General features: G+C 59.7%; 24 protein-coding genes and 1 pseudogene. 6 read left to right on the forward strand and 19 right to left on the reverse strand.

Annotation, left to right across the window (positions count from 1 at the left end; translation table 11 throughout):
* Positions 1-29 precede the first annotated feature (29 nt).
* The 3 genes from QN084_RS23820 (at position 30) to QN084_RS23830 (ending at position 5,036) form a co-directional block, all read left to right on the forward strand.
* Positions 30-344, forward strand: a complete 315-nt coding sequence (locus tag QN084_RS23820; protein WP_069694812.1) for a hypothetical protein — start codon at positions 30-32, stop codon at positions 342-344.
* A 106-nt stretch (positions 345-450) separates the two neighbouring features.
* Positions 451-2,553, forward strand: coding sequence for a site-specific DNA-methyltransferase (locus tag QN084_RS23825; protein ID WP_069694811.1), 2,103 nt, complete (start codon positions 451-453; stop codon positions 2,551-2,553).
* Positions 2,550-5,036 (forward strand): DEAD/DEAH box helicase, encoded by a 2,487-nt coding sequence (locus QN084_RS23830; protein ID WP_069694810.1) that lies wholly within the window; start codon positions 2,550-2,552, stop codon positions 5,034-5,036. Before QN084_RS23825 ends, QN084_RS23830 begins: the two co-directional genes overlap by 4 nt.
* Before the next feature lie 69 nt (positions 5,037-5,105).
* On the opposite strand, the gene QN084_RS23835 is transcribed toward QN084_RS23830, so the two are convergent.
* From QN084_RS23835 to QN084_RS23890, 12 genes and pseudogenes are all read right to left on the reverse strand, one after another.
* A complete protein-coding gene (locus QN084_RS23835; protein WP_083261974.1) occupies positions 5,106-5,531 on the reverse strand; it encodes a ParB family protein in 426 nt (141 codons plus the stop codon).
* Positions 5,532-5,535: 4 nt separating this feature from the next.
* Positions 5,536-6,351, reverse strand: coding sequence for a ParA family protein (locus QN084_RS23840; protein WP_069694809.1), 816 nt, complete (start codon positions 6,349-6,351; stop codon positions 5,536-5,538).
* 143 nt (positions 6,352-6,494) lie between these two features.
* Positions 6,495-7,283: a DUF3560 domain-containing protein gene (locus QN084_RS23845; RefSeq protein ID WP_083261973.1), complete on the reverse strand. Its 789-nt coding sequence runs from the start codon at positions 7,281-7,283 to the stop codon at positions 6,495-6,497.
* A 2-nt stretch (positions 7,284-7,285) separates the two neighbouring features.
* Positions 7,286-7,489, reverse strand: a complete 204-nt coding sequence (locus QN084_RS23850) for a hypothetical protein (protein ID WP_083261972.1) — start codon at positions 7,487-7,489, stop codon at positions 7,286-7,288.
* A gap of 55 nt (positions 7,490-7,544) precedes the next feature.
* Positions 7,545-7,949, reverse strand: a complete 405-nt coding sequence (locus QN084_RS23855) for an LPD29 domain-containing protein (protein WP_069694808.1) — start codon at positions 7,947-7,949, stop codon at positions 7,545-7,547.
* Positions 7,950-7,978: 29 nt separating this feature from the next.
* Positions 7,979-8,248: a glutaredoxin-like protein NrdH gene (gene nrdH, locus QN084_RS23860; protein WP_069694807.1), complete on the reverse strand. Its 270-nt coding sequence runs from the start codon at positions 8,246-8,248 to the stop codon at positions 7,979-7,981.
* Positions 8,249-8,682: 434 nt separating this feature from the next.
* The gene (locus QN084_RS23865; protein WP_069694806.1) at positions 8,683-9,057 is read right to left on the reverse strand and encodes a hypothetical protein; all 375 of its coding nucleotides are present in this window, start codon (positions 9,055-9,057) and stop codon (positions 8,683-8,685) included.
* Positions 9,058-9,373: 316 nt separating this feature from the next.
* On the reverse strand, positions 9,374-10,567 hold the full coding sequence (locus tag QN084_RS23870; protein ID WP_083261971.1) for a helix-turn-helix domain-containing protein: 1,194 nt from the start codon (positions 10,565-10,567) through the stop codon (positions 9,374-9,376).
* 122 nt (positions 10,568-10,689) lie between these two features.
* Entirely contained in the window at positions 10,690-10,917 is a 228-nt protein-coding gene (locus tag QN084_RS23875) for a hypothetical protein (RefSeq protein WP_139126745.1), read from the reverse strand.
* 56 nt (positions 10,918-10,973) lie between these two features.
* A pseudogene (locus QN084_RS23880) lies at positions 10,974-11,579 on the reverse strand (MinD/ParA family ATP-binding protein); the annotation flags it as partial.
* 120 nt (positions 11,580-11,699) lie between these two features.
* Entirely contained in the window at positions 11,700-12,242 is a 543-nt protein-coding gene (locus QN084_RS23885; protein WP_264450191.1) for a flavin reductase family protein, read from the reverse strand.
* A gap of 65 nt (positions 12,243-12,307) precedes the next feature.
* On the reverse strand, positions 12,308-13,729 hold the full coding sequence (locus QN084_RS23890) for a M24 family metallopeptidase (protein WP_069694803.1): 1,422 nt from the start codon (positions 13,727-13,729) through the stop codon (positions 12,308-12,310).
* Between the two features lie 344 nt (positions 13,730-14,073).
* On the opposite strand from QN084_RS23890, the gene QN084_RS23895 reads away from it, so the two are divergent.
* Positions 14,074-14,958: an NAD(P)-dependent oxidoreductase gene (locus QN084_RS23895; protein ID WP_069694802.1), complete on the forward strand. Its 885-nt coding sequence runs from the start codon at positions 14,074-14,076 to the stop codon at positions 14,956-14,958.
* A gap of 156 nt (positions 14,959-15,114) precedes the next feature.
* On the opposite strand, the gene QN084_RS23900 is transcribed toward QN084_RS23895, so the two are convergent.
* Positions 15,115-15,795, reverse strand: a complete 681-nt coding sequence (locus QN084_RS23900; protein WP_069694801.1) for an enoyl-CoA hydratase/isomerase family protein — start codon at positions 15,793-15,795, stop codon at positions 15,115-15,117.
* Positions 15,796-15,962: 167 nt separating this feature from the next.
* Here QN084_RS23900 and QN084_RS23905 point away from each other — a divergent pair, with 167 nt between their 5' ends.
* The gene (locus QN084_RS23905; RefSeq protein ID WP_083261970.1) at positions 15,963-16,643 is read left to right on the forward strand and encodes a helix-turn-helix domain-containing protein; all 681 of its coding nucleotides are present in this window, start codon (positions 15,963-15,965) and stop codon (positions 16,641-16,643) included.
* 253 nt (positions 16,644-16,896) lie between these two features.
* Positions 16,897-17,283, forward strand: a complete 387-nt coding sequence (locus QN084_RS23910; protein ID WP_069696871.1) for a RidA family protein — start codon at positions 16,897-16,899, stop codon at positions 17,281-17,283.
* A 176-nt stretch (positions 17,284-17,459) separates the two neighbouring features.
* Here the strand turns inward: QN084_RS23910 and QN084_RS23915 are convergent, their stop codons facing one another.
* Genes QN084_RS23915 through QN084_RS23940 form a run of 6 tightly spaced genes read right to left on the reverse strand, consistent with a single transcriptional unit; the run spans position 17,460 to position 23,024 of the window.
* Entirely contained in the window at positions 17,460-18,326 is an 867-nt protein-coding gene (locus QN084_RS23915; RefSeq protein ID WP_069694798.1) for an alpha/beta hydrolase, read from the reverse strand.
* 2 nt (positions 18,327-18,328) lie between these two features.
* Positions 18,329-19,387 (reverse strand): branched-chain amino acid ABC transporter permease, encoded by a 1,059-nt coding sequence (locus QN084_RS23920; RefSeq protein WP_069694797.1) that lies wholly within the window; start codon positions 19,385-19,387, stop codon positions 18,329-18,331.
* A complete protein-coding gene (locus QN084_RS23925) occupies positions 19,384-20,250 on the reverse strand; it encodes a branched-chain amino acid ABC transporter permease (RefSeq protein WP_069694796.1) in 867 nt (288 codons plus the stop codon). Before QN084_RS23925 ends, QN084_RS23920 begins: the two co-directional genes overlap by 4 nt.
* Before the next feature lie 4 nt (positions 20,251-20,254).
* Positions 20,255-20,968: an ABC transporter ATP-binding protein gene (locus tag QN084_RS23930; protein ID WP_069694795.1), complete on the reverse strand. Its 714-nt coding sequence runs from the start codon at positions 20,966-20,968 to the stop codon at positions 20,255-20,257.
* Positions 20,965-21,717, reverse strand: coding sequence for an ABC transporter ATP-binding protein (locus tag QN084_RS23935; protein WP_069694794.1), 753 nt, complete (start codon positions 21,715-21,717; stop codon positions 20,965-20,967). Before QN084_RS23935 ends, QN084_RS23930 begins: the two co-directional genes overlap by 4 nt.
* Positions 21,714-23,024: an ABC transporter substrate-binding protein gene (locus QN084_RS23940; RefSeq protein WP_069694793.1), complete on the reverse strand. Its 1,311-nt coding sequence runs from the start codon at positions 23,022-23,024 to the stop codon at positions 21,714-21,716. Before QN084_RS23940 ends, QN084_RS23935 begins: the two co-directional genes overlap by 4 nt.
* Between the last annotated feature and the right edge of the window lie 114 nt (positions 23,025-23,138).

A 23,138-nucleotide genomic window follows, 5' to 3' on the forward strand; every position in this document is an offset into this window, starting at 1 on the left:
TGCTCTTCTGCAAAGGATAGGGTTGCCCCATGTTTGACGATCAAGACGCCCTGTTCTCCCTTGCGTCCAAAGACCAAGGACTGTTGGAAGAAAAAAGGATCGACCAGAGGCAAATCGAGCAAGTGCTAGAAGCTTTTGAACAAGCCGGAATCAAAAGACCGGCGGACCAAGAAGAACTCATCCGGACTTGTGTAGTCCGACCGGTAGCTTCAATGCAGGACCTACTGGCCAAGGACGTCCGGCCCATCCTGCAACGCATCGAGGCCAAGGCGACTGGAAAGAAGCCAGTCACCGGCAGCGCCTGGGACAACAGAGAAGGTGAGACTTGGATTGACAAGCTCTGATCCAGCCCGTCCGCGTCGTGGCTAAAGGTCTGCAAGAATAAACAACACCACCCTGAGGATGCCTTGGGGTGGTTGTTGTGTCCTGCCATCCGAGAAAGGGCGATTCTTGGCTCACCTTGACTCGTTGATCGAAAGAATTCCCGATGAGGACCTTCGGGCTGATATCGCAGCCCAGGTCGAGAACCTCATGAAGACTCGCTCTTGGGGTCTGGTGTTCCAAGAGCATCGTCCCGAAACGGTTGAACTCCCACACGCCAAGATTCGAATCCGATCTCTCGTACGTGTACGCACAGAGATTGATGGTGGCGAGTGGGTCGTTACGAGGATTCGCCGGGGCGGGGTGGCCGAACTTCGTCACACAAAAGATGCAAACAACGTCACCGAAGCGCCCGTAAAAGAGTTGGTTGCTGTATGGGATTTTTCGCAGCAGATCTATCCCGGGCTGAAGTCTCTGGGCCGGATCGAGACCGGTGGAGACAAGCCCTTCCACGCCGTCATCAATGGGGAAAATTATCACGCATTGAAGACTCTTCTCTACGCATACGAAGAGAAGTTCGATGCGATCTATATCGATCCCCCATACAACTCAGGGTCCAAAGACTGGAAGTACAACAACGACTACGTTGACGGAGTCGACCTATACAGGCACAGTAAATGGCTAGCGTTCATGGAGCGCCGTCTGAAGCTGGCGATTCAGCTCCTCAACCCAGACAACTCTGTCCTGATTGTGACCATAGATGAGAATGAAGTTCATCATCTCGGGATGCTTCTGGAGAGGATGTTCCCAACGAACATCATCCAGATGGTGACCATCGTCATCAATCCTCTCGGCCAGGCCAGGAAACAGGAACTGGCTCGCGTGGAGGAATACGCATTTTTTGTCCAGATCGGAAGCGCACAGCCGACACGGCACACCGATGACTTCCTGTCAGATGAACTCAAGACTGAGTCCTCGCGGCCTGAAAAAGTCCGCTGGGAGCGTCTGATCCGCGGCGGGAACGACGCTCGTCGGGCCAAGAGCCCCCAACTGTTCTTCCCGGTCTTCATCAATCCGCAAAAGAAGTCGATAGTGAGAGTCGGAGACCCGCTGCCGGCCAATGCTGATAGAGAGTCCGTAGAGATTCCGGAAGGCCAGATAGCTGTTTGGCCGCTCCGAGAAGATGGAACCGAAGGCCGTTGGAGGTGCTCACCTTCCTACCTACGGGAACTTCTGTCCGCCGGTTATGCCAAGGTGGGCACTTACGATGCCAAAAACGACAAGTGGTCCATTCTGTACTTAGGTAAGGCCCAAATACGACGGATTGACGACGGACACATCGAAGTCACCGGTCGCGACCCTAACGGCACAGTCATCGTGGAGTCCAGGGTTACAAACAAGAGCTTGCCCAAGACTGTTTGGAACAGGCTCTCCCATCGCGCCGGTGAACATGGCAGCGGTCTCATCAAGAAGCTAATTCCCGGCAGGGCTTTTCCATACCCTAAGTCCGTCTATGCCGTAGCTGATGCTCTACGGATCGCCACAGGAGATAAACCGGATGCGCGGATCCTGGATTTTTTCGCAGGGTCTGGCACCACAGCCCATGCGGTAGCGCTGTTGAACGCAGAAGACGGAGGCTCCAGGCAGTCTGTGCTGGTTACGAATAACGAGGTCTCAGTTGAAGAAGCCGAGAACCTGCGAGCTGCCGGCCACCGGCACGGGGACGAAGAATGGGAAGCCATGGGCATCTTCCACCACGTAACCCGTCCGAGAATCGAGGCAGCTATTACGGGTGTGACTCATCGGGGAGACCCCATCGTTGGGGACTACTTAGACGGACAACCTATGGCCGAAGGTTTCCAAGAGAACGTGGAGTTCTTCGATTTGTCCTACGAGGACGCGGATCGTGTAGCCCTACGCCTCGAATTTGAAGCCATCGCCCCGCTTCTGTGGTTGAAAGCCGGCGCGAAAGGCCCCTGTATTGATCGAGAAAACGAGTCCTGGGAAATACCGGAGAACGGGACCTATGGCATTCTCTTCAATCCCGAATGCTGGTCGGATTTCACTGATGCCGTCCGCTTACGGCCAGCGATCAAGCACGCATTCATCGTGACCAACAGTGACGCTGTCTTTGAACAGATCTCAGACGGACTCCCCTCGGGGGTTGAGCCTCACAAGCTCTATGAAGACTATCTAAGGAATTTCCGGATCTCCGAAGGGGCAAGTTCATGAGGTTTACGCTAAAGGACTATCAAGAGATAGCGGCCGCAGAACTTGTCCAGCGGCTGAAACGAGCGACAGATGACGTTTCCAAAGATGCCGCTGATCTTTGGTCCCTGGTGCTCTCGGCTCCAACCGGCGCCGGAAAAACCGTCATCGCGACAGCTGTGATCGAAACGCTATTCCATGGGAACGGACAGCACGACCCAGACCCCCTGGCCACCATTCTGTGGGTAACGGACGATCCGGCGCTCAACGAGCAGACCAAACGCAAGATGAAAGATGCGTCCGCATCACTTGGCCGCTTCATCACCATTGATGCCGGCTTTGACCAGCAATACTTCGAACCCGGCATTGTCCACTTCCTAAACATTCAGAAGCTGTCGCGAACTAACCAACTTTCGAGAAGCGACGGCGACAAACGGGACTACTCCCTGTGGGAGACGATCACCAACACCATCAAGAAGCGGCAAGGGCACTTCTACGTCATCATTGATGAGGCCCATAAGGGTATGCAGCGCGAAGGCGATCACTCGACCATCATCAAGCGGATCATCAACGGACAGACAGGGTCGAATCTCCCCGCCCCAATTGTGGTCGGCATATCGGCCACCCCACAGCGCTTCCAGGATGCTGTCGGAACCAGTGCAATCAGCCGCAGCACTAGGGATATCACAGTGCCGATATCAGAGGTACGAGGCTCGGGCCTGCTTAAGGATGTGCTGGCCCTCGACAACCCGAAAGAAAGCCAGCAGCTGGGCGACACAACATTGGTTCGGTTAGCCGTAGACCGGGTTCGCACCTTTGAAGACTCGTGGAACTCGTACTCTCAAAGTCAGGGCGAAAGTCCAGTAGTCCCGGTCCTGGTAGTCCAAGTGAAGAACACACCAACTGACGCCGACATGAGCGAGCTGCTAAGCACAATCTTCGACGCTTGGCCGGGCTTGAAGGATGTCAACGTAGTCAACGTGTTTGGAGAGCACCAGGCCCTCAGCGTGAATGGTCGCGTGGTGCGGTACATCAGGCCGGAAGAAATCCAAGATGACGTCAACGTCAGAGTCGTGATCTGCAAAGACGCTATATCGACTGGTTGGGACTGCCCTCGCGCAGAGGTGTTAATTTCCTTCCGAAAGGCCAAGGAATACACTTACATCGCCCAGCTCATCGGCAGGATGGTCAGAACCCCGCTTGCTCGGAGAATCCCCACCGACCAAACCCTCAACGCCGTCAGCTGCTACCTGCCCTACTTCAATGAAAAAGAAGTCGATAGCATCGCACGACGTTTCGAGGCCGGCGAGAATGACGAACCGCCCATCACCGTTGTGACGAATGCCGTGGATGTAGGTCACAACGCTGATGTCCCCGACGAAGTGTTTGACCTGCTGGAACAGCTCCCCACGTACACCGTGCCCGGCAAGATCTACAAGACACAGGTTTCACGGCTGTTCAGACTCGCAGCCCTCTTGAATGGTCACAGCATCCTCGACACGGCAGTGAAGGACAGTTACACACGTCTACTCGGAATCCTCGATGCAGCCCGGACCAGGCTCATGGAAAACGGGCAGTTCGAGAAAATGGTTGAACGCCTGCGAACGCTGGATATCGAACGCCAGTTCGTGAACATTGGCACCACGACATTCGACTGGTCCGAAGATGCCAAGCCCTACGCCGTCATTCTTGATGACCACAACGTGGATGACCTTTTCCAAGTAGCTACGCGGAAGCTCCCTGAGGGACTCGCGAACGAGTACTGGTCCCGCGCCGTACGTGAAGACGACGTCGATCCTTTTGAAGCCAAAGCTGAAGTTGCGGCGCTTGCACTAGACGTAGAGACGGTTGCCGCCGTTGAGGCTGCCGCCGAGCAACAAGTTCAATTCTGGTTGAGCACTTATCAACGGTCTATCAACCAGCTGAACGACTCACAAAAAGACCTCTACGAGCCGATCCGACGCCAGGCAAAATCCGCGGAACTGACTAGCCTGTCAATACCGCTCGGAAAGACTGTGAGCGGGGACAACCCACCCGTACGGCGTCACGTACTGGCCGATAACGCGGGAAACTTTCCCGTCAGCCTCAAGGGCTGGGAAGCCCAAGTGGTGGAGCGGGAACTAAAGGACGACAATCTTGTCGCCTGGTATCGCAACCCTACAGGTGGTCCAAGTGCGCTCCGGATACCCTATGAAGGACCGGACCGCGCTAAGCCCATGTACCCGGACTTCATTATGTTCCACCGGTATGACGACGGCTTGAAACCATCCATCATTGACCCTCATGGCGACTATCTTGAGGATGCGGCCGCGAAGCTGAAGGGGCTTGCACAGTACGCGGAAAAGCATGCCTTGGCATACGCGCGGATAGAATCGGTAATCGAAAATGACCAGGGGGTCCTACGAAGCTTGGACCTGAAATCCGCAGCTGTCCGCCAAGCAATCCTGGCCCACCAAACGGGCTCTGTTGCAACTCTCTTTGCGCAACACGGAGGCAATTACAGCTAGTCCAGTATCCAAACGCCGTGATCGGAAACGCTCCGAGGGGCGGGTTCTGCCCCCAGGGCGTCGCACGCGTCAGCTGCCCAGCGGTTTCCCCTGAGGGATCTCGCGTGCAGCCAAGGGCGGCCATTCCTGGCCTCCGTTGTAAGCCTGCTCGAGCGCGCTTACTTTCTCGTCAATGGCGGCGTTGATGAATTCGCTCAGGGAACGGTAGCGAGTGTGCAGCTGCGTGTTCAAATACGCGGCGCGCATCCGGTCCGCGTCCTCTTCCTGCTGGTAGAAACTGGTCTTTTTCGGGGCGGCCTTCGCCAGCCGATCCGCCTTGGCCGGCTTACCGGTTGGCTCAACAGGCGCCGGGGCGGGTGCAGCGGCGGCCTGTCCGGCCAGCTCGCTCACGACGTCACTGGCGGCCGCCTTGCGCAGCCTCGACGGGCCAGCGGTTCCTAGAGCTGCCAGGGCGTCCTTGTCCGGGGCACTCCCCCGTCGTCGGTTCTCTGCCATGGTTCTAGTCCTCCTTCGTGATGGTTCGTGCGATCTCTTCCAGACGGTCCAGCAGCTCACGGCCATTCGGACCATAGTGGCGCAGCGGCACGGCCGCCGAGTTCGCCTTGGCGAAAGCCTCCCGCTCGGGCAGATACGGCGGCAGCAACTGGGGGCCGTAGTCAGCTTCCAGCTTCTCGATCCATTCGGCCTGGTCGCTCTTGCGCTTGCTCACCCGGTTAACGATGATGCCGGCCAGCGACAGGCCCGGATTAAACAAGCTGCGAACGCTGCCCAGAGTCTTGACGATCTCGGACAGTCCTTCGACAGAGGACGCGCGAGGCTCCGTGACCAGGAGTGCACTGTCAGCGGCCACCAAGGCGTTGATCGTCAACTGGCCCAGGGACGGCGGGCAATCCAGCAATACGACGTCATAACCCTTCGTTGCTCCGTCGAGCGCAATCCGGAGCCGGTGCTCCCGGCCCATCATCTGGTCCTGCTCCCGGCCCGCCAGGGCACGCTCAGCGGCCACCAGGTGAACCGCCGGCCACTCCTGGCCCTTCTCGGCATCGGCCTGCCACTCCGCGCCGGCCGGCACGGCCGCATCGGCCATGACTCCGGGGATGACCTCGTTGCCCTCTCCCCCGGCCAGGACGTCGTTCAGGGTGAACTCCGGGCCACTGACGCCCATGTTGCTCGTCGCGTTGAACTGGGGATCGACATCCACCAGGAGAACCCGCTTGCCCAGACGATGGGCCAGCACTTCGGTAAGGCCCGCGGTGACGGTCGTCTTGCCGACGCCGCCCTTCTGATTACACACGGCAATGATCTGCGCACTCATATGAATACCTCCAATACTTCCATTAGTAGTTTTAGGGGTGAATCTGTCCAGCACTTCCGCGCAATTTCACCACAGTTCGCGCGTTTTGGCTTGACAACCTCTATCACCTCTAATAGTACTATTAGAGGTGATAGAGAGCAACCTTAGAACGCTGCCGGCTGGTGGCCAGACAGTTCGTGGTACGGCACCGTGTCAGTCCAGCTGCCGCCGACCATGGAAGGGATGGTGACTGACTTGCGGTTGACTCGCCGGACCTCGTACCAGCTACCCCGGAACTTCACCTGGTCCCCCTTGTTGATGGACTCCGGGCCGTAGTTCCCGGCCCTGCCTGCGGCGATCTGCTCGGCCTTGACTCCTTCCCAGTAGCTGATTTGGTCCTGCAGCTCCTGGATACGCGCCTGCAACTGCTCCGCGTACTCTCCCTGGGCCGGCTCTGACGTCTCCACGTAGCGGGTATCCCCCATCTTGTAGAGGGTGCGCGCTTGGCCGCTCAGCTGGCGCTCTGCCCGCCGCAGATCCGCTCCGAGGGTTTCCAGGCGATTGGCGACGGTAACGGGGTTGTAGCGCCGGATGGTGGCCAGTGCTGCCGTGTCCGCCTGCTCGGCCGCCTGCTTGGCTTCCTGGTCGGCGACGATAGCGCGACGGGTCGCCCGGTTGGCCCTGGCAATCGCGTTGCGGTGCCGACTTTCGGAATGGTGGCCGATCTTGATCGGCTCCCCTCCCTCGGGAAGGCGGGCGTCAGCCGCGCGTGCCAGCTGCTGTGCGTACTCCGCTGCCGATTCCCTACGCTCTGCGCGGGCGGCCAAAGCTTCAGCCCTCTCCCCCGCGCGCTGCGCCTTGTCCTGCTCGACGGCGGCCGCCGGCCTGGCGGTGTCGTTGATTTCGACTTCCACGGCAAGGCCGGCTTCGCGCAGCTGCTCGGCGGTGTTCATGATCAAGTGCCGGCGGGCTGCGCGGTCCCGGGTGTGCGGCACATACCAGGCGCCCAGGTTCGGGGACCGGCGCCAGCCGGCCGCCTTGAGGACGGCGTTGGAGCCGTCGCCCTTCGCGGTGCCTTGAGGACGGCGTTGGAGCCGTCGCCCTTCGCGGTGCCTTCGATGAGTGTTCCGGCCTCGCGGGTGTGGGTGATGATCGTCATTTTCGTTCTCCTTTCATCAGAACCTCTAACAGTTCTAATAGTACTATTAGAACTGTTAGAGGTCAACGTTTCGATACCGTGGGTGCGCCGTCACGTTCCCGGCCCCGTAGCGAACCAGCTGCGGGAGCCGGCCGACCTCGATGGCCAGCAGACGCTCGGGCGCATGGTCCCTCACGCCGTCGTCGCCGGCCCATTCCCAGGAGCTGTAGCGTGCCGCCAGGGCGTCGATCTCTGCCTCACTCGGTCCTGCGGTCAGCTCACAGGTTTCGGGGGAGTAGTAGCCGTCAAACTCGGCCGTCGCCGGCCGGTAGTGAATTTCCCAGCCGATGACCGTTTGAGTGATGCCGGCCCCGTTGGAGGCCCGGACAGTGAATGCGGTTCCTGGGTACGTCGCTTTCAGCTCGGCCCGGATCAGGCGATTGGTTTCCGCCTGGCTGTACTGCTGCGTGGTTTCGGTCATGACTGCCTCTTTTACTTCTAATGGAACTATTACGGGCATTCGATCTTGAGGGTGACGGCCAGCTGGCCGATCTTGTCGGGCCGAAAGCCCGACCAGTGGTTTTCATCGTCTGCATTGACGACGACGACCGGCGCCTGGGAGTAGCCGAGATCCTGGACGTACTCCAGGGCTTCGGGGGAGGCGGTTACGTCCACTGACTCGTAGCTGATGCCCGCCTTATCCAAGGCCCGGTAGGTGGCATTGCACTGGACGCACGCCGGCTTCGTGTAGACCGCGACAACTGCTGTTTCTGTGTTCATTTCAGGGCTCCCTCCGTCGTTCCTTTCACTTCTAATAGTACTATTAGAAGCATTAGAGGTCAACGGTTTTCCTTGATTTCCCGAGTTTTCCGGCTGAGTCTTTGGCGGTTTCGTTCCTGCCGTGCGCAGCGCGTGGTGGGTGTGGTGCAAGAACGGACAGCACCTCAGCGTAAATCCCCCCAGCGCCTTAGAACCCAGCCGGCCCAGTGGTTCCTGTGCCTGCTCAAGGTGGCCCCGCCTCGCTCGCCGTCCTGTGTCGTCCAAAGCTGAAAAAACCCGACTCCTATGGTGGGGGAGCCGGCCGCTCTTGTCTTAGACCACGGGGGACTGTTCCGCAGTTAGATCTTCGGCGGTGGCTTAGGGCCGGTTTGCAGGCTGGCCTTAAACGAAAGAGCCACTGAAGTTTCCCCGACAGTGGCTCTTTCGTTTTAGTCCTAGTCGCCCAGGAGCGTCCTAATTTGGTCCAATACTGCTGCTGCGTTTGTCTCGTCATTGGTGCTGGCTTCCTTGAGGAAAAGGTCGTTTTCATGGCTCGGTTCCAGAACGGCAGTTACGAGTTTGCCTACGGGTGACTGTTTGCGGAAAATCCGAAGCTCTTCCCACTGTCGTGGCTGTTCGTTTGCATCCAAAATCTCTCTCGGAAAATATCCCAATCCTCGGTTCGCGAGTTCCTTCGAGATGTCAACCAGAACGCGATTACCAAGACGCTTGTATCCGAAAATCTCCCGCAGGCGCAAGAGGGTTACTACTTGAATGGGTTCAGACTCAAGGTCTTGAACCAGCTCATCAATGCTGCTATTTTCTGCCAACTTTAGATTCCTATCTCTTGAGTTTCATGCGGCACGGTTGTGGGCACTTACTACAGTCTATCATCCCAGTTAGATAATAGCAAGTTAGGAACTATTTTATTCTAAATCAAAAAATAAAATCGAACATTTAGCCCTGTTCGCTGGGGATGTGGGAGTTTCAGGAGGCTGTGCACATCCGCCGGTTGTGGTAGGTGAGGTTCCCGTGCGTGCTGACCTGGCGGTTGTGTGCAGGCGGTCAGCTGGTTCCTGTCGTCCATCATGTGTGCAGGAAAAGCCCGAAGGATAGAGCTTTTGCTGTGCACATGTGGGCGAGAGGCTACGCATCGAGGGAACCCGGCCGGTTCGGTTGCGCGGCCGAGCGCCGGCCGGAACGGTGACGCTGGTTAACATCGAACATTGCGCGGATCTTCGCAATGGCGGTGACCTTGGCAGGGGAGTCGCCAACGTCCAGCCGGGCCGCGCGCTCTGCCTGGCGTTCCAGAATCCGCCGGCGCTCGGCCTCCTGTTCGCGGCGGAGAGCAGCTGCGCGGGCCGCTGCCTGCTGATCGCGGGAGCGCAGCGGCTCGCCGGCCTCGGTGCGCCAGGCGCTGAGGCGGTGCCTTAGCCAGCCGCGCATCCGCCAGGCTTCTTTAGTATCTGGTGCGCCGCTGTGCGGCCACAGCGTGCCGTCAGGCCGCCAGTCGAGGGCATGCAGAATATCCGCGACGGTCCAACCTGCCAGGAAGAAGTCCCGGCAGGAGCTAGCGACGTCCTTGGCCGTCATGCACCGCAGAGGAAAGCTCCGGTAGCGGATCTCGGACGCGGCGGCCACACGCTGTCCATGGCGTTTTGGCGTCCGGTGGGCTGGCCACAGCAGTTCTGGACGCCATGGCACTTGGGTGGCTGGTGCGCCGCTTGCGGCGCCTGCAGGAATGAGCCGTGGCGGAGCCACGTCGGTTTGAGAGCTTTTTCCTTGCGGGCGTGTATGGGTTAACTCTTTCTCTTTAAGGTGAGAACCGCCTAGGGCGGGAGGGGTGCCAACTTTGTTCACAAGCGCCAGAGGCGACGGTACGCACAGGACGTAAACGGCTGCTTCGTTGATGCGTTCCCCGTCGGGGCCGGCAGCGGCGTATTTAGCCTGCCGGCCGGACGCTACGCGGCCGATTAGCCCCCAGGCGGCCAGAAGACGCAGAACTCGCGCCACGGTTGTTCTGGACGTCCCCGTGGCCTCAATGAGGGCTTCCCAGCCCGGGCGTGCGGTCATGCTCTCGTAGTCGGCTCGCTCGATGAGAGCACGGAGAACGGCGACGATGGTTGCGCGGCCGTTGCGGTTCCGCAGCGCGAACTTTGGGTGTGCGTACAGCGCAGCCATGGTCTGCCGGCCGTGGGCGGCGCGGACCATACCGGCCGGCACTGCGGCCAGTACAACTGCGGAGGCGGTTTCCTGGCTGCGATTGACCCGCCGACGACGCATAGGGGCCACGGCGATTTCCGTGGACGTAAGAGGACGTGCGTGTACACTTATGGGCATAACGGAAGGACCCTCCTAGAGGGTGTGGAAGTAGGAGCCCTTCACCGGGAAACTTGCCGGAGACGCGGTGAAGAGCTTGAATAACTTGAATTGAAGGCCCGCCTAGTGCGGGCCTTCACCATTTAAGAAGCACGCGGGATAGGCAGGGCCTCCTGGTTGCTGAGTGTGTCGATCTGGATCTGATTAAGGTGCTGGGTTACCAGGTTCGCAACGTAGTCGCTGACGGTCATGCCTCTTGCTTCCGCAACCGCCGCAAGTTTGTCGGCGTCGGGAATCGGCATGCGGGTACCTACAAGTCGGCGTTCGCCCTTGCTGCGGCGTCCGCCTCCGTTATTTCCTCTACCTGCCATAGCCCTATTCAAGCGGTAACAGTTTCTTTGGGCTGGGATCATGTGCGGTGTGTCGCTTAGAAACCCTTGGCGACGGCGGCCGCGGCGGCCAGCCATGCGCGCTGTGTGGCCGGCTGTAGGGCGTCGTAGCGGATGGGGCCGTTGACCAGGGCGGGGTCATAGGGGATGCGGACGACGGCGCGGACGTGTGGGGCGAAGCCATCAGCGATCCGTCGGGCCTCGTCCTTGGCGCGCTTGAGTGCGTCGCCGCTCATGCTGCGTTTGGCGTCGGTGGACTCGGAGACGATCACGACGGCGTTGCGGGCCAGCTCTGCGTCGTGGCCGCCCCGGGATTCGAGCGTCTGGAGGGTCAGGCGCGCTGCCTCGGCGCGGTCCTCTATCGCTGTCACGGGGACCACGAGCTGGTTGGTGTGGTGGATCATCCGCCGCCAGTTCGCAGAGCGGGCGGTGTTACCGGAGTCCATGACGATCAGCCGGTAGTAGCGGGTGAGCACTTGGTGGGCAATGTCCACTTCCTCGGCGGTCACCTCGTGGTCGCCTTCTTCGTTCTCGTCCGAGCGCAGGACGTCGAACTTGTCCGAGGTCTGGTGGTGAACGAATCGGGCGATCTCGGCCGCGTTGGTGCTGGGGGAGAGCAGCGTTCGGGATGAATCGATAAGGTCAAAGGCTGGGAATGAACTGGACACGAAACGTGGGCGCCCCCAATATGTGCACTCACGTGCAATGCCTCGAATGGGCACGTCGTCTATGCCCTGGAGACAAGAGCTCCGCCGCTGCGCCGCCTACTGCGGAATACTCGACCCTGGGCCGAGGGCATGCCAGGTGCGATTGTGGTAGACGAGCGGGGCCGGCTGTTCGGGTGATGCTTCATCTGGCACGCGGATGTCGAGCGCTTCGATGACGTAGAGGGTAGAGCCTCCAGCGGGGATGCGCTGGAGGACCTTCGCCCGGATCCAGGCGAAGACGCCCGGATATACGGGCTCACCTGTCTTGAGGCGATCCCAGTGCACATGTTCGCCGAATCGTTCGGAGCCTTTGAGTGCGCCGAGTTTCGCGAGTTCGATATCGTTGGCGGACAGGAGGTGCACCACGACGGTGTCGGTGCGCTCGAGTTTTGGGGTGGAGCTGGACAGCGCGGATGCGGAAAACATGAGGATCTCCGGGCCGATGCTGACTGAGGCGACCGAGCTGACGGTCATCGCGAACGGGTCATGGCCTGGGTCGCCTGTGACGATGCCGACCCCCGAGGGGTGGTTGCGGAAGGCCTGCCTGAACAGATCACCGTTACTGGGCAAGCCAGCGGTGTGGCCAGTTGCAGCCGTCAAGTCTGTTCCTAAAACGCTAGCGGTCATGTTATTGAACTCCTTATCGCTCATGATGTGCGTTCTATTCAGGGAAGGTTGCTGGATGCGGCAGTGGCGGGCATCGTCAGCGAGGTGTCGGCCGTACCCCAGGGTGTATTGAGGTGCGACTGCGAGTTGCGAATAGTAGGCAGCGGACCGTTGAAGGTGTAGTAGCGTTTTCCTGTCACAATCAGTTCTTCGGCGGGGAACTTTGTGATCACTTCGCAACCATCCTTCGTAACAACGAGTTCCTCCTCGATGCGGGCAGCACCGATGCCGTCGGCCGAGGGCCAGTACGTCTCGAGCGCAAAGACCATGCCCTCCTCGAGCACTTCGGGATTATCGAAGGAGACTAGGCGTGAGAAGATCGGCTTTTCCCAGATCGAAAGCCCGACGCCGTGGCCATACTGCAGTGCGAAGGCGGCCTCTTCATCAGGGAACCCGAACTCCTGGGCCTTAGGCCACACACTTACGATGTCTGCCGTCGTCGCACCGGGACGGACGAGCGCAATGGCCCTGTCCATGTATTCACGTGCCCTTCTGTACGCATCGTTCTGGGCCCGGCTCGCTGAGCCAACCGCGAAAGTTCGGTAATAGCAGGTCCGATACCCGTTGAAGCTATGCAGGATGTCAAAGAATGCTGGATCTCCGGGACGGATGATGCGATCCGAGAAAATGTGGGGATGGGGCGCGCAGCGCTCACCCGAGATGGCGTTCACGCCCTCTACGAACTCAGAACCGAGGTCATAGAGGGTCTTCGAGACGAGGCCGACGCACTCGTTTTCCCGGACACCAGGGCGAAGGAACTCATGGAGGTTTTCGTAGGCCGCATCCACCATCGACGCTGCCGTCGTGAGCAACGTGATCTCATCCGGCGTTTTGATGCGGCGCGCCTCGAGGAACACCTGCTGGCCGTCAACCACGTCGATGCCTTCCCGCTGAAGTGCGAACAGGATGGGCAATTCGACCACGTCGATCCCGAGCGGCTCATTCGCCACACCAAACTTCTCCAACTCGCGCTTGATCTTGCGCGCGACTTCCTCGGCGATTCCTGCATCAGGGGGAAATGCACCACGAAGTGTCGAGATGCCCGCTCGCGACCCGCCTTCGGCCCTCGGACGGACGGCGTTGTGATGGGGAGCGTGCGGGTCAGCATCGGCGTGGGAGTGCGTCTGGTTGAGCCACGGATTGAACAATGCATGATGTTTGGCCGCTGATCCGAAATCCCACATTATGGGGTCGCTTTCGCGCGTAATGAGGCAAAAGCGGATGAGCTTGTCGATAGCCCAAGTACCTATCAGCGTCGATGACATGTACCGGATATTTGCGAAATCGAAGGCGAGCAGGGCACCGAGTTCAGACTCGTCGAGCTTGGCCCGGAGCCGTGCGAGGCGCTCCCCGCGAAGTCGATCGTAGTCGACGCGGGATTCCCAATCGACAGACATTGTGCCGCGGGTCGCAGTCGTCATGGCATGGTCCTTTCCAATGCAGCAGCGTCGACCAGGTTCGTATCGACGATCTCGAGTAACTGGCGGGCGCTTCTTCGCCTCATGCTGCAAGTGCCTGCGCCCCGGCTCGGTGGTGCCTCGCCTTATCCAACTCTTAGACAGACAGCCTGAACTACGCGCGAGAGCTTGTCAAGCATAGCTGTACACTTTTACCTTTGGCGTACAGCTGTGCTTTGCTGAAGCCACACAAAGCTGGTCGTCAGATCGGCGGAAGCGGCTATTCGGCTTGGTCATTTCAGTCGCGATTAACGCCGAGTGTGCTACCTCAACGGAAGTTCGGCAACACGAGAATAAAGGAGTTGTACATGACTGACATCGGATTCCTGGGGCTTGGCGCAATGGGTGTGGCGATGGCCCGCCGCTTGATTGATAGTGGCCACCGGGTAACCGTGTGGAATCGTTCAGATGGTCCCGCAAACGAGCTCGTAAAGGCGGGAGCGATCGCTGCCACCGCACCAGAGGATGCCATCGCGAACCCGATCATCCTGTCGATGCTCGCTAATGATGCAGCCGTCGAGTCGGTGTTTACGTCCGAACGCCTCGCTACCGCCTGTGCCGAGACTGTGCATATCAATATGGCCTCGATCAGCGTCGCAGCATCAGAAAGGCTGCGCGATCTGCATTTCGAGGCGGGCATTGACTATGTCACCGCGCCCGTGCTTGGCCGCCCAAATGTGGCTGCGGCAGGCCAACTCACGATCGTTGCCGGGGGCAGTCCCAAGCTGATCGACGCTGTCCGGCCCGTCCTTGACGCCCTGGGCCAGCGAATTTGGCACGTGGGTGAGGAGCCTTCAAGCGCCAATCTCGTTAAAATCGCAATTAATTACACTATCATCCATGCACTGCAGGCGATGGCTGAAGGAGTCACTCTGGTGGAGGGCGGAGATGTAGACCCGGTACAGTTCATTGGCATCCTGACCTCCTCGCTGTTCCCTGGCCCGGTCTATGAAGGTTACGGACGTATGATCGCCGAGCGTCAATATGTGCCGGCATTCAACGTCACTATGGGCCGCAAAGACCTGCGGATTGCTCAAGAGGCTGCAGCTGCTCTGGCGGTCGAGCTTCCAACGGCACCGGTTCTCGTGGCAGCCTTCGAAGCCGCCCTCGCCGACCCCGCGATTGCCCCACTAGATTGGGCTGCAATTGCGGAAATCACCCGCGCCCGCTCAGGCGTCCTGCGGTCTAGGTAGCCTTCGGATGGACCCCCGCAGTCTGAGGTCCCGGGCCTCATCCTTCAGACCGGTATAACACCTCAGTCAATGAGACCGTTCGCAGACGAACGCTGCGAGGCCCGATCTTTTCCTTGACCGGACCCGCAGTGTTCGTCCTAGAGCTCGTGAGAAGGACTACTTGGCATACGCTTGCTCGATACGCTCGAGGGCCGCGTCAAGCGCGTCGGCGTAGTCGAGCTCAGCGACTTCGTAGACAGACGGACGCCCTTCCGCAATTACAGCACCGCCGCGCGCAGCCTTCTTTAGCCATTCCTCAGAGCGTGCCACGAGCTCGCCGGGCTCGGCTACCTCGTTGACCAGACCGACCTCCACTGCACGCTCGCTGGTAAACGGTTCGCCGCTAGCGATGTTCTGGATCGCAGCGCGCGCTCCAAGTCGCTTGATGAGCGGAACCTGGGCGACAATCGGCCAGACACCGACACTCACCTCGTATGAGCCGATCTTGGCATCGGGCGTAGCTACGACGTAATCCGCGGCTGCTACGAGTCCGGCACCGCCCGCAAGCGCATCGCCGTTCACCGCTGCGACGACGGGCTTGGGCAGCGTGGGGAGCAGCTTCAGGATGCCCACCAGGCCGACGTAGAACGGGACGGGGTCGGCGCCGGCTTTGATAGAGGCAACGTCGAGCCCGCCGCAGAACACGTCGCCCGCGCCGGTCAAGATGATGCCGGCGACACTGTCGTCAGCCGCTGCGGCGCGAAGTGCCGTGTCGATCTTGTCGAGCCCTTCCGGATTAAGCAGGTTGCGGCCGGGGCCGGTAATCTCAACCGTGGCGAACTGAGCCGTATCAGACATCTTCGGGTTCTCCTTTGCGTGGCGAAAGTGTTCACTATAATTGCAACCTACCGACTAGATGTCAATGTATAATGAACAAAGACACTGACTCGATTAACATCGTGGCCTAAGCTTTTACTTAGTTAACGAGTTGCATAAACCATTGCTGTGCCGCGAAAGGTTGGAATGTGAAGACCGAGCTAGGAGATCGTCTCCGACAGCACCGCCAGGACCAAGGCGTCAGCCTACGCACCCTGGCTGCCGCAGTGGGTATTTCGCCGAGCATGCTTTCACAGGTTGAAACGGGCAAGATCCATCCGTCCGTCACGACACTGTACTCCCTGGCCTCCTATCTTGACGTGTCTCTTGACGACTTGCTTGGCTTCACTCCCACGTCCCGCCTGGCCCCGGCTGCACAATCGCCCGAGATCCAGCGGCACGAAGAAAATCCAGTGCTTGAGATGGAGGGCGGTGTCATATGGGAACGGCTTGCGACGGCCGGACGGACCGGAGTCGATCCCCTTCTCGTGACCTACTCACCCGGCGCGGCCAGTTCGGTCGATGGCAAAATGATGCGACACTCAGGCGTGGAGTATGGTTACATTCTCGCGGGCGAGCTTACGATTCAACTCGACTTCGAACGATGGACCCTGCGCGCGGGTGACTCCTTCTGCTTTGAGTCGCATCGTCCGCACCTCTACCGCAATGAGACGTCCGTTCCTGCCAAGGGTGTGTGGTTCGTTGTGGGACGGGCTAACGATGCCCAAGCTGAGAGAGCTGAATTGGCGGCTGCGATCCAGGAACCTGCGATGATCCGTTCCGCCTCCGACGTACTGGACGCGTTCAACCATCGGGTCGTTAAGCGCTGATTCGGGTACCGCTGCCGCAGATATGCACGGTCTGCATACGGAATTTTGATGCGCATCGAGGAGGTGAGTGGGGCTCACTTCCCGTCGGGTGAGGGAAATGAAGGATCGGTGCCAGGCGGTTCGGTGCAGCAGCCCTTACATACGTTCAGCTATAGTGGACAATTGTGTTTAGTGATAATAAACTACCTGGAGGAGTCAGGCGACGAGTCTGTCCGCTCTCCTGAGCGGCTCGCCGATCCAAGAAGGAGTGACCGTGACCAATAGCCGCATCTCTCGTGTCCCTGCCCCGGTGATTCCGGGCATCTCTGACAGTACTCGAGTGACGGCGGGCGACCTCGTGTTTATTTCCGGCGCCGTCGGCTTTGAGCAGGACGGATCGGTACCCGCCGACTTCTCGCGCGCTGTCGAGCTGACCCTGCGCGAGGTTGAACGGGCTCTGAGCGCACAGAAGGCTTCGTTCTCGGACCTCGTGCGGATCAATGTGTACATCACGCATCTCGACCAAGAGAAACTCCAGATTTTCCGCGAGACTCGCGACCGCATCATCGATCTCGACAATATTCCTGCGAGCACAGTGATCGGTGTCTATTCCCTGTTCAACAACGCCACGGTCGAAATCGACGCCATAGCAGCGGTTTGAGCCGCAGACAGCAGACGAGGGAGGGGCCGACCGGCATCCGGTCGGCCCCTCCCTCGTCTGCTCAGGACTGGGGTTTCATGGCTGTGGGAGCTGCACGGTCTCATGAGAGCTCGCTGGGTCGGACGGGTAGGTCACTGGCTCCGGCTTTCCGCGCGGTCGTCACTGCCTTATTCCCCTTATACGGTGCCGATGAAGCGAGTCATAGCGTCGCAGAGTTCGCTGCCGGGATCGGCAAGCCCCTCGATGGCCGTGATATGGTCGCGGCCCGGCTGGTCGAAAACCTCGGCGCTGCCGCCAGCTGCCCGCCAAGCGTCGGCGAACTCGGCCGACTGGCGATGGAACTCAGCCGACTCTTCTCCGCCCAGGGTAATGAGCATAGGAGGATGTGTGGGGGCGTTCTGCACGTGGAAGAGCGGGCTCTGTCGATTGATGGTGTCATGAGTCAGAAGTAGCTTTGGTTGCAGCCAGGAATAACGGAACGGTCGCAGATCGAATAGCCCGCTGATAGGGATGCAGCCTGCGATTGGCGGGGTCCGGAACCCGTATTCGCCTGCCCAGTCGGTTACAGCGAGCATGCCAACTTGATGTCCGCCGGCAGAGTGGCCTGCGACGAAAATCCGTTCGGGATCGCCGCCGTAATCGGCGATATTCGCGCGCACCCATGCCACAGCTGCACGGCTCTGGCGCGTGATCTCGGTGATACTGACCTTCGGGCACAGCGAGTAGTCAATGACGACGACAGTGATGTCCCGTGCCACGGGTCCGAGCGCCACAAGACTGAATTCATGCCTGCTTAGGGATCTCCACCAGCCACCGTGGATAAACACAATCACGGGGGAGGAGGTTGTCCGAGCCGGGAAGATATCCAGTGTCTCGTCGAGCGATGGTCCGTAACGGACGGCCGGTTGGGAGTCGAGAGTGGACCGCGCGTTTTGGCTCGTCGCCTCAAACCATGCTGCATAGCGGGACATGTCGAGGACTGCTTCAAGGTTATACTCGGCGTCGATCTCTTCTTGCGTCTGAAAGTCGCGATAGAGACGCATTCTTAGCTCCTACTATCGGCGGGAACGTCCGGCGAGGGGAGCGTCCCTCGCTCCGTCGGCCGCATTCCCCCGCCCAGCAATCGGTACCCGACGGGGAAAAGCCGGATGCCGGTCTTCGTTTGCACCAGACCCCAGATGCCCTGCGGGAAGCGGACCGCAATTAGGATTGCGATGGCGCCCAGCACCATGAGGTACCACGAGCCCCAGTTTGCGAGCATGCTCTGCATTGTGAAGAACAGGACGGCGCCGACGATGGGTCCCTCAAGATGACCAATCCCGCCGATGACAACGATGAGGATCATGTAAGCGGACCACTGGACACTGAAAATAGCTCCAGGCTGGACACGGAGAGCGTCTAGGACCAGGATACCGCCGGCTAACCCACACCCAGCCGCGGAGACGAGATAGACGACGCGTTTGACAAAAGTTGCGTCTACGCCCCCAGCTGAAGCTGCGACTTCGTTGTCCCGTATGGCGGTCAGGGAAATGCCTACTCGTCCACGCAGCAGCAAGTAACACACGATCACGGTGACTGCGGCGACCCCGAGGGAGAACCAATAGACGAGCGCAGACCGCATCACTGGGTCGATACCCTCGAGTCCGTGTAGCGACTTGCCATTGGCACCGCCCAACGCCTCGAACTTGGTTACCACGAGCCGGTAAACTTCCGCGATCACCCATGTACCCACTGCAAAATAGTCTCCGCGCAGACGGAACGCCAGCCACGAGGTCGGCAAGGCCAGCAATGCCGAAGTCACTGCAGCGAAGACGACGGCGAGGAACGGATGCATCCCGAGGTCCGCCATGGCGATAACGGTATAGGCTCCGATGCCGATATAGGCTTGCTGACCGATCGAGACCAGGCCTCCGAATCCGGCGAGCAGGTTCCACATGCTAGCGAGGATAATCAGGACGAACAGCGTCACAAGAGCCGAGGTGGTGCTCTGGAAGACGATGAAGGGCAGACAGGCGAGGATGAGAGAGGCAAGACCCAGCACACTCCCGCCCAGAATTGACGAACGGTTGGCCCGCGCCACGCGGTAATTCGATGCGAAGGTCATGCGATGCTCCTCGAGGGGATCAGGCCCTGCGGTCGGAACGCGAGGACGATCAGGAATAGGACGTGGCCGGCGAGGATCGCGCTCGACGGATCGACGGCGGCGACAAGTGTCTGAACTATGCCGAGGGTGAGCCCGCCCAGCAGTGTCCCCCACAGGGAGCCGAGCCCTCCAATGACGACCGCTTCGAAAGCGAAGATCAACTGCAGGGTGCCGGATCCTGGGGAGAACGAGGATCGGACTGCGAAGAGCAGGCCGGCCAGCGCGACGCTGGCAAATGCGATCGCGGTCGCAAGACCGTAGATGTGCCGCGCGTCGGCCCCGGTGATGCGAGCCGTTTCCTGGTCATCGGATGCGGCACGCATCATACGACCGGTCCTCGTCCTTTGAAGGAACTGTTGCATCAGCGCGATGACGAGGATCGCCAATACGAGCCCCACGATTCCTATGACAGGCACTGCGATAGGGCCGATCTGGAGGGAGGCAGTGGCTAGAGCACCGGCGTCGAGCGTACGCGTGTCAGCGGAGAAAATCTCCTGCAACCCGTTCTGCAGCAGAATCGACAAGCCAAAGGTGACCAGGATCGTGGCCAGCGGCCCTGACGAGATGCTCGGCTGAATTAGAGTTCGTTGCAGAAAGTAGCCGAGCAGGCTGAATACTGGGACAGTAATGAGAACCGCCAGCCACAGAGGCATGGCGGAGCCCGTGATGAACAGCAGCGCAACGAAGGCTGCGAGGACTGCGAAGTCACCGTGGCCCAGATTGACGATGCGCATGACACCGAACATCACGGACAGTCCGATCGCGAAAAGCGCGTACACGCCACCGAGGAGCAGGCCCTGGGTGAGGGCGTCAAAAAAATGCATTATTTCAGTCCTTTCGGCTCACGGCGCCAAAGTAAGCTGCCTCGACCGCGGGAAGCTCGAGTTCACCAGCAGGACCAGCGAGCATCGTGCGCCCCTCGAGAAGGCACAGTGCGTGGTCGGCGACGGAGAGGGCTTGGGAGACGTCTTGTTCGACGAAGAGCACGGCGCAACCGCTTTCGATCACGCGTGGCACCACGGAGTAGATGCGTTTGACGATGGCTGGCGAGAGGCCGAGGGACAACTCATCGATGAGGAGGATACGCGGGTTGCTCATCAGCGCTCGGCCGATCGCAACCGCTTGCTGTTCGCCACCGCTGAGCTGCGTCGCACCAAGTTTGCGGCGCTCTCCCATCCAGGGAAACAGCTCATAGACAGCTTCCAGGTTCCACGACCCTGGGCGCTTTCGATAGGCACCTGTCAGCAGGTTCTCCTCGATTGTCAGAGATCGGAATAGGCGTCGTCCCTCGGGAACCATGGCGATGCCGAGCGCTACCCGACGGTACGGCGTCAACTCGGTGATGTCTTCACCATCCAAGGAAATACGGCCAGCCGAGACAGGCAAAATGCCCGCAATGGCTCGCAGAAGGGTTGACTTTCCTGCCCCATTGGCACCGATGACAGCAACCTTTTCGCCAGCTTCTACCCGCAAGCTGAAGTCCTGAACTGCCCGAAGCTGTCCATGGCGCACTGAAACGTTATTGATGTCGAGCAATGTCATGCTAGGTCCTCCTCAGCCATGACCGCCTGGCCGAGGTAAAGCTCCCGCACAATTGGGTCCACGAGAACGTCTTGAGGGTTTCCGTCCGCCACCATGCGGCCACCGGCGAGGCATGCGAGCCGGTCAACTGTCGCGGTCAACGCGTGCACCACGTGTTCGATCCATATGATGGCTAGTCCTTCGGCGTTTACACTGCGGATGAGTTCTACGAGCTCTGCGACTTCAGGGTCTGTGAGACCTCCTGCCACCTCGTCCAGGAGGAGAACCTTCGGGTCTGTTGCCAGTGCACGAGCAACTTCGAGCCGCTTACGTGCCAAGAGGCTCAGAGCGCCAGCGGCCTCATTAGCATGCGCTCCGAGACCGGCTCGGTCGAGTGTCTCGGCAGCAAAACGGAACGCTGCGTCCCTTCCAAGCCCGCCCCCGACAGTCGCGAATACAAGCACATTCTCGAAAACTGTCATCTTCTCGAACGGCCGGGGGATCTGAAACGTCCGGCCGATTCCGGCGCGGGTTCTCTCGTGGGCGCGCCTGCCGGTCAGATCTACACCGTCGAGTTCGACGACGCCCGTGTCCGGACGCAGGTCGCCGGAAATCATGGAGAATAAGGTACTCTTCCCGGCCCCGTTTGGGCCGACAATTCCAAGAGCTTGGCCGGGCAGAAGGTCCGTCGAGAGGTCGGCTGCGACTACGATCTCTCCAAATTTTTTTGATATCCCCCGCAACCGCAGGATGGGATCCACGACGCTCATGCGAAAGTCGGTTGCAGATCGCCGCCGAGTGGAATGTCCGGTCGCGTCGTGTTGTCGACGACCGTAAGATCCCAATCGAATTGCTTACTCGGGCGCCACTGCACTCCCACACACTTCTGCAGCGCCACGCCCGGCTCGGGGCCGGTGGTGAAATCGAGCGGTCCGCTGATTCCCTCGTACCGGAGAGTACGGAGTTTGTCTGCCACATCCTCCTTGTCCTTGGGATCTCCGGCTGCCTTGAATGCTTCGATGCATACCTCGAACAGGGAGTATAGCGATCCCAGTGCCTGTGACCACTGTTGGCCGGTGCTATCGGTGAACGATCTGGCCAGCTCCTGTGCCGTGGTCCCGTCGATGCTTGACTTGTAGGGGAACGTGGGGATCCACCAGCCCAGCGTTGCTATGTTGTTGGCGAGATCGCCGAGGGCTTTGGCCTCTGCTGGGAAGAGCATCGACTTCGCGATCGTGGCCAGCTTCGGGCGGTACTTCTGCTGAGCGGCCTGGCGCCAGAAAGTCTGGAAGTCCGGAGGGATTGGGATGCCGTTGAACAGCTCTGACCCCTCCGCCTTGAACTTCGCGATCTGCGGCGAGAAGTCGGTAACCCCGTTCTGGTACTGGCCCCCATCGACGACACCGAATTTGGCATCGGTAAGGATCGAACCGAAGCCGTTGCGGAACGCATTGCCATCGGTGTCGTCGGGCCAAAGCGAGGCTACGGTCTTCGGTGAGCCGTCGATGCGGCCGTACATGGCGACGAAGGCATTAGCCATGTCATCAAGCCCGGCATAGAAATTGGTGCTGTATTTGAAGCCCACTCCGCTCTTGCCCCCGCGGCCATAAAACCATGACTCCCACGGAACAATCGTCGTAACATTGGGGACACCGGATGCCTCGCACTGGTCGGCCACCGGGTTTGCTGTGTCGGGTGTCCCCGCTGCGATGACTATGTCCACGCCGTCTGAGGTGATCAGCTGCTTCGCTACCTCGGTAGCACGCGTCGGGCTGGATTGTGTATCACGGACGACGACCTCAATGCGGCGCGTCCTGCCACCGGCGTTGATTCCATTCCGAAGAGAGTCGGTCACGTGCTTAATGACGAACTGGTCGGGGGCGGCGAAGCTCGCGAGAGGACCGGTCTGCGGTGAAACAAGGCCGATTTTGAGCACATCGCTGGCCGTCGATGAAGATCCGCGCAGCTCACAGGCGCTCAATGTCGCGCCGGTGCTGAGCATGGCGACGCTGGCGCCTCCGAGCCGCAGGAATCCTCTTCGGTCAACCGCGGGAAGTGTAGGAAAATTATCGGTCATGGCTACTTCTTTCAGTGCAATGAAGGACTAGGACGGGTTTGGCGCGGATCCGGGGTTGCCGAAAAACCGCAGGTTTGACGAATTTGCGTCGGAGGTAAAGCAACGGGAGCTGGC

It is taken from the genome of Paenarthrobacter sp. R1 (assembly GCF_030264015.1).
In the GTDB taxonomy this organism is placed as follows: domain Bacteria; phylum Actinomycetota; class Actinomycetes; order Actinomycetales; family Micrococcaceae; genus Arthrobacter; species Arthrobacter ureafaciens.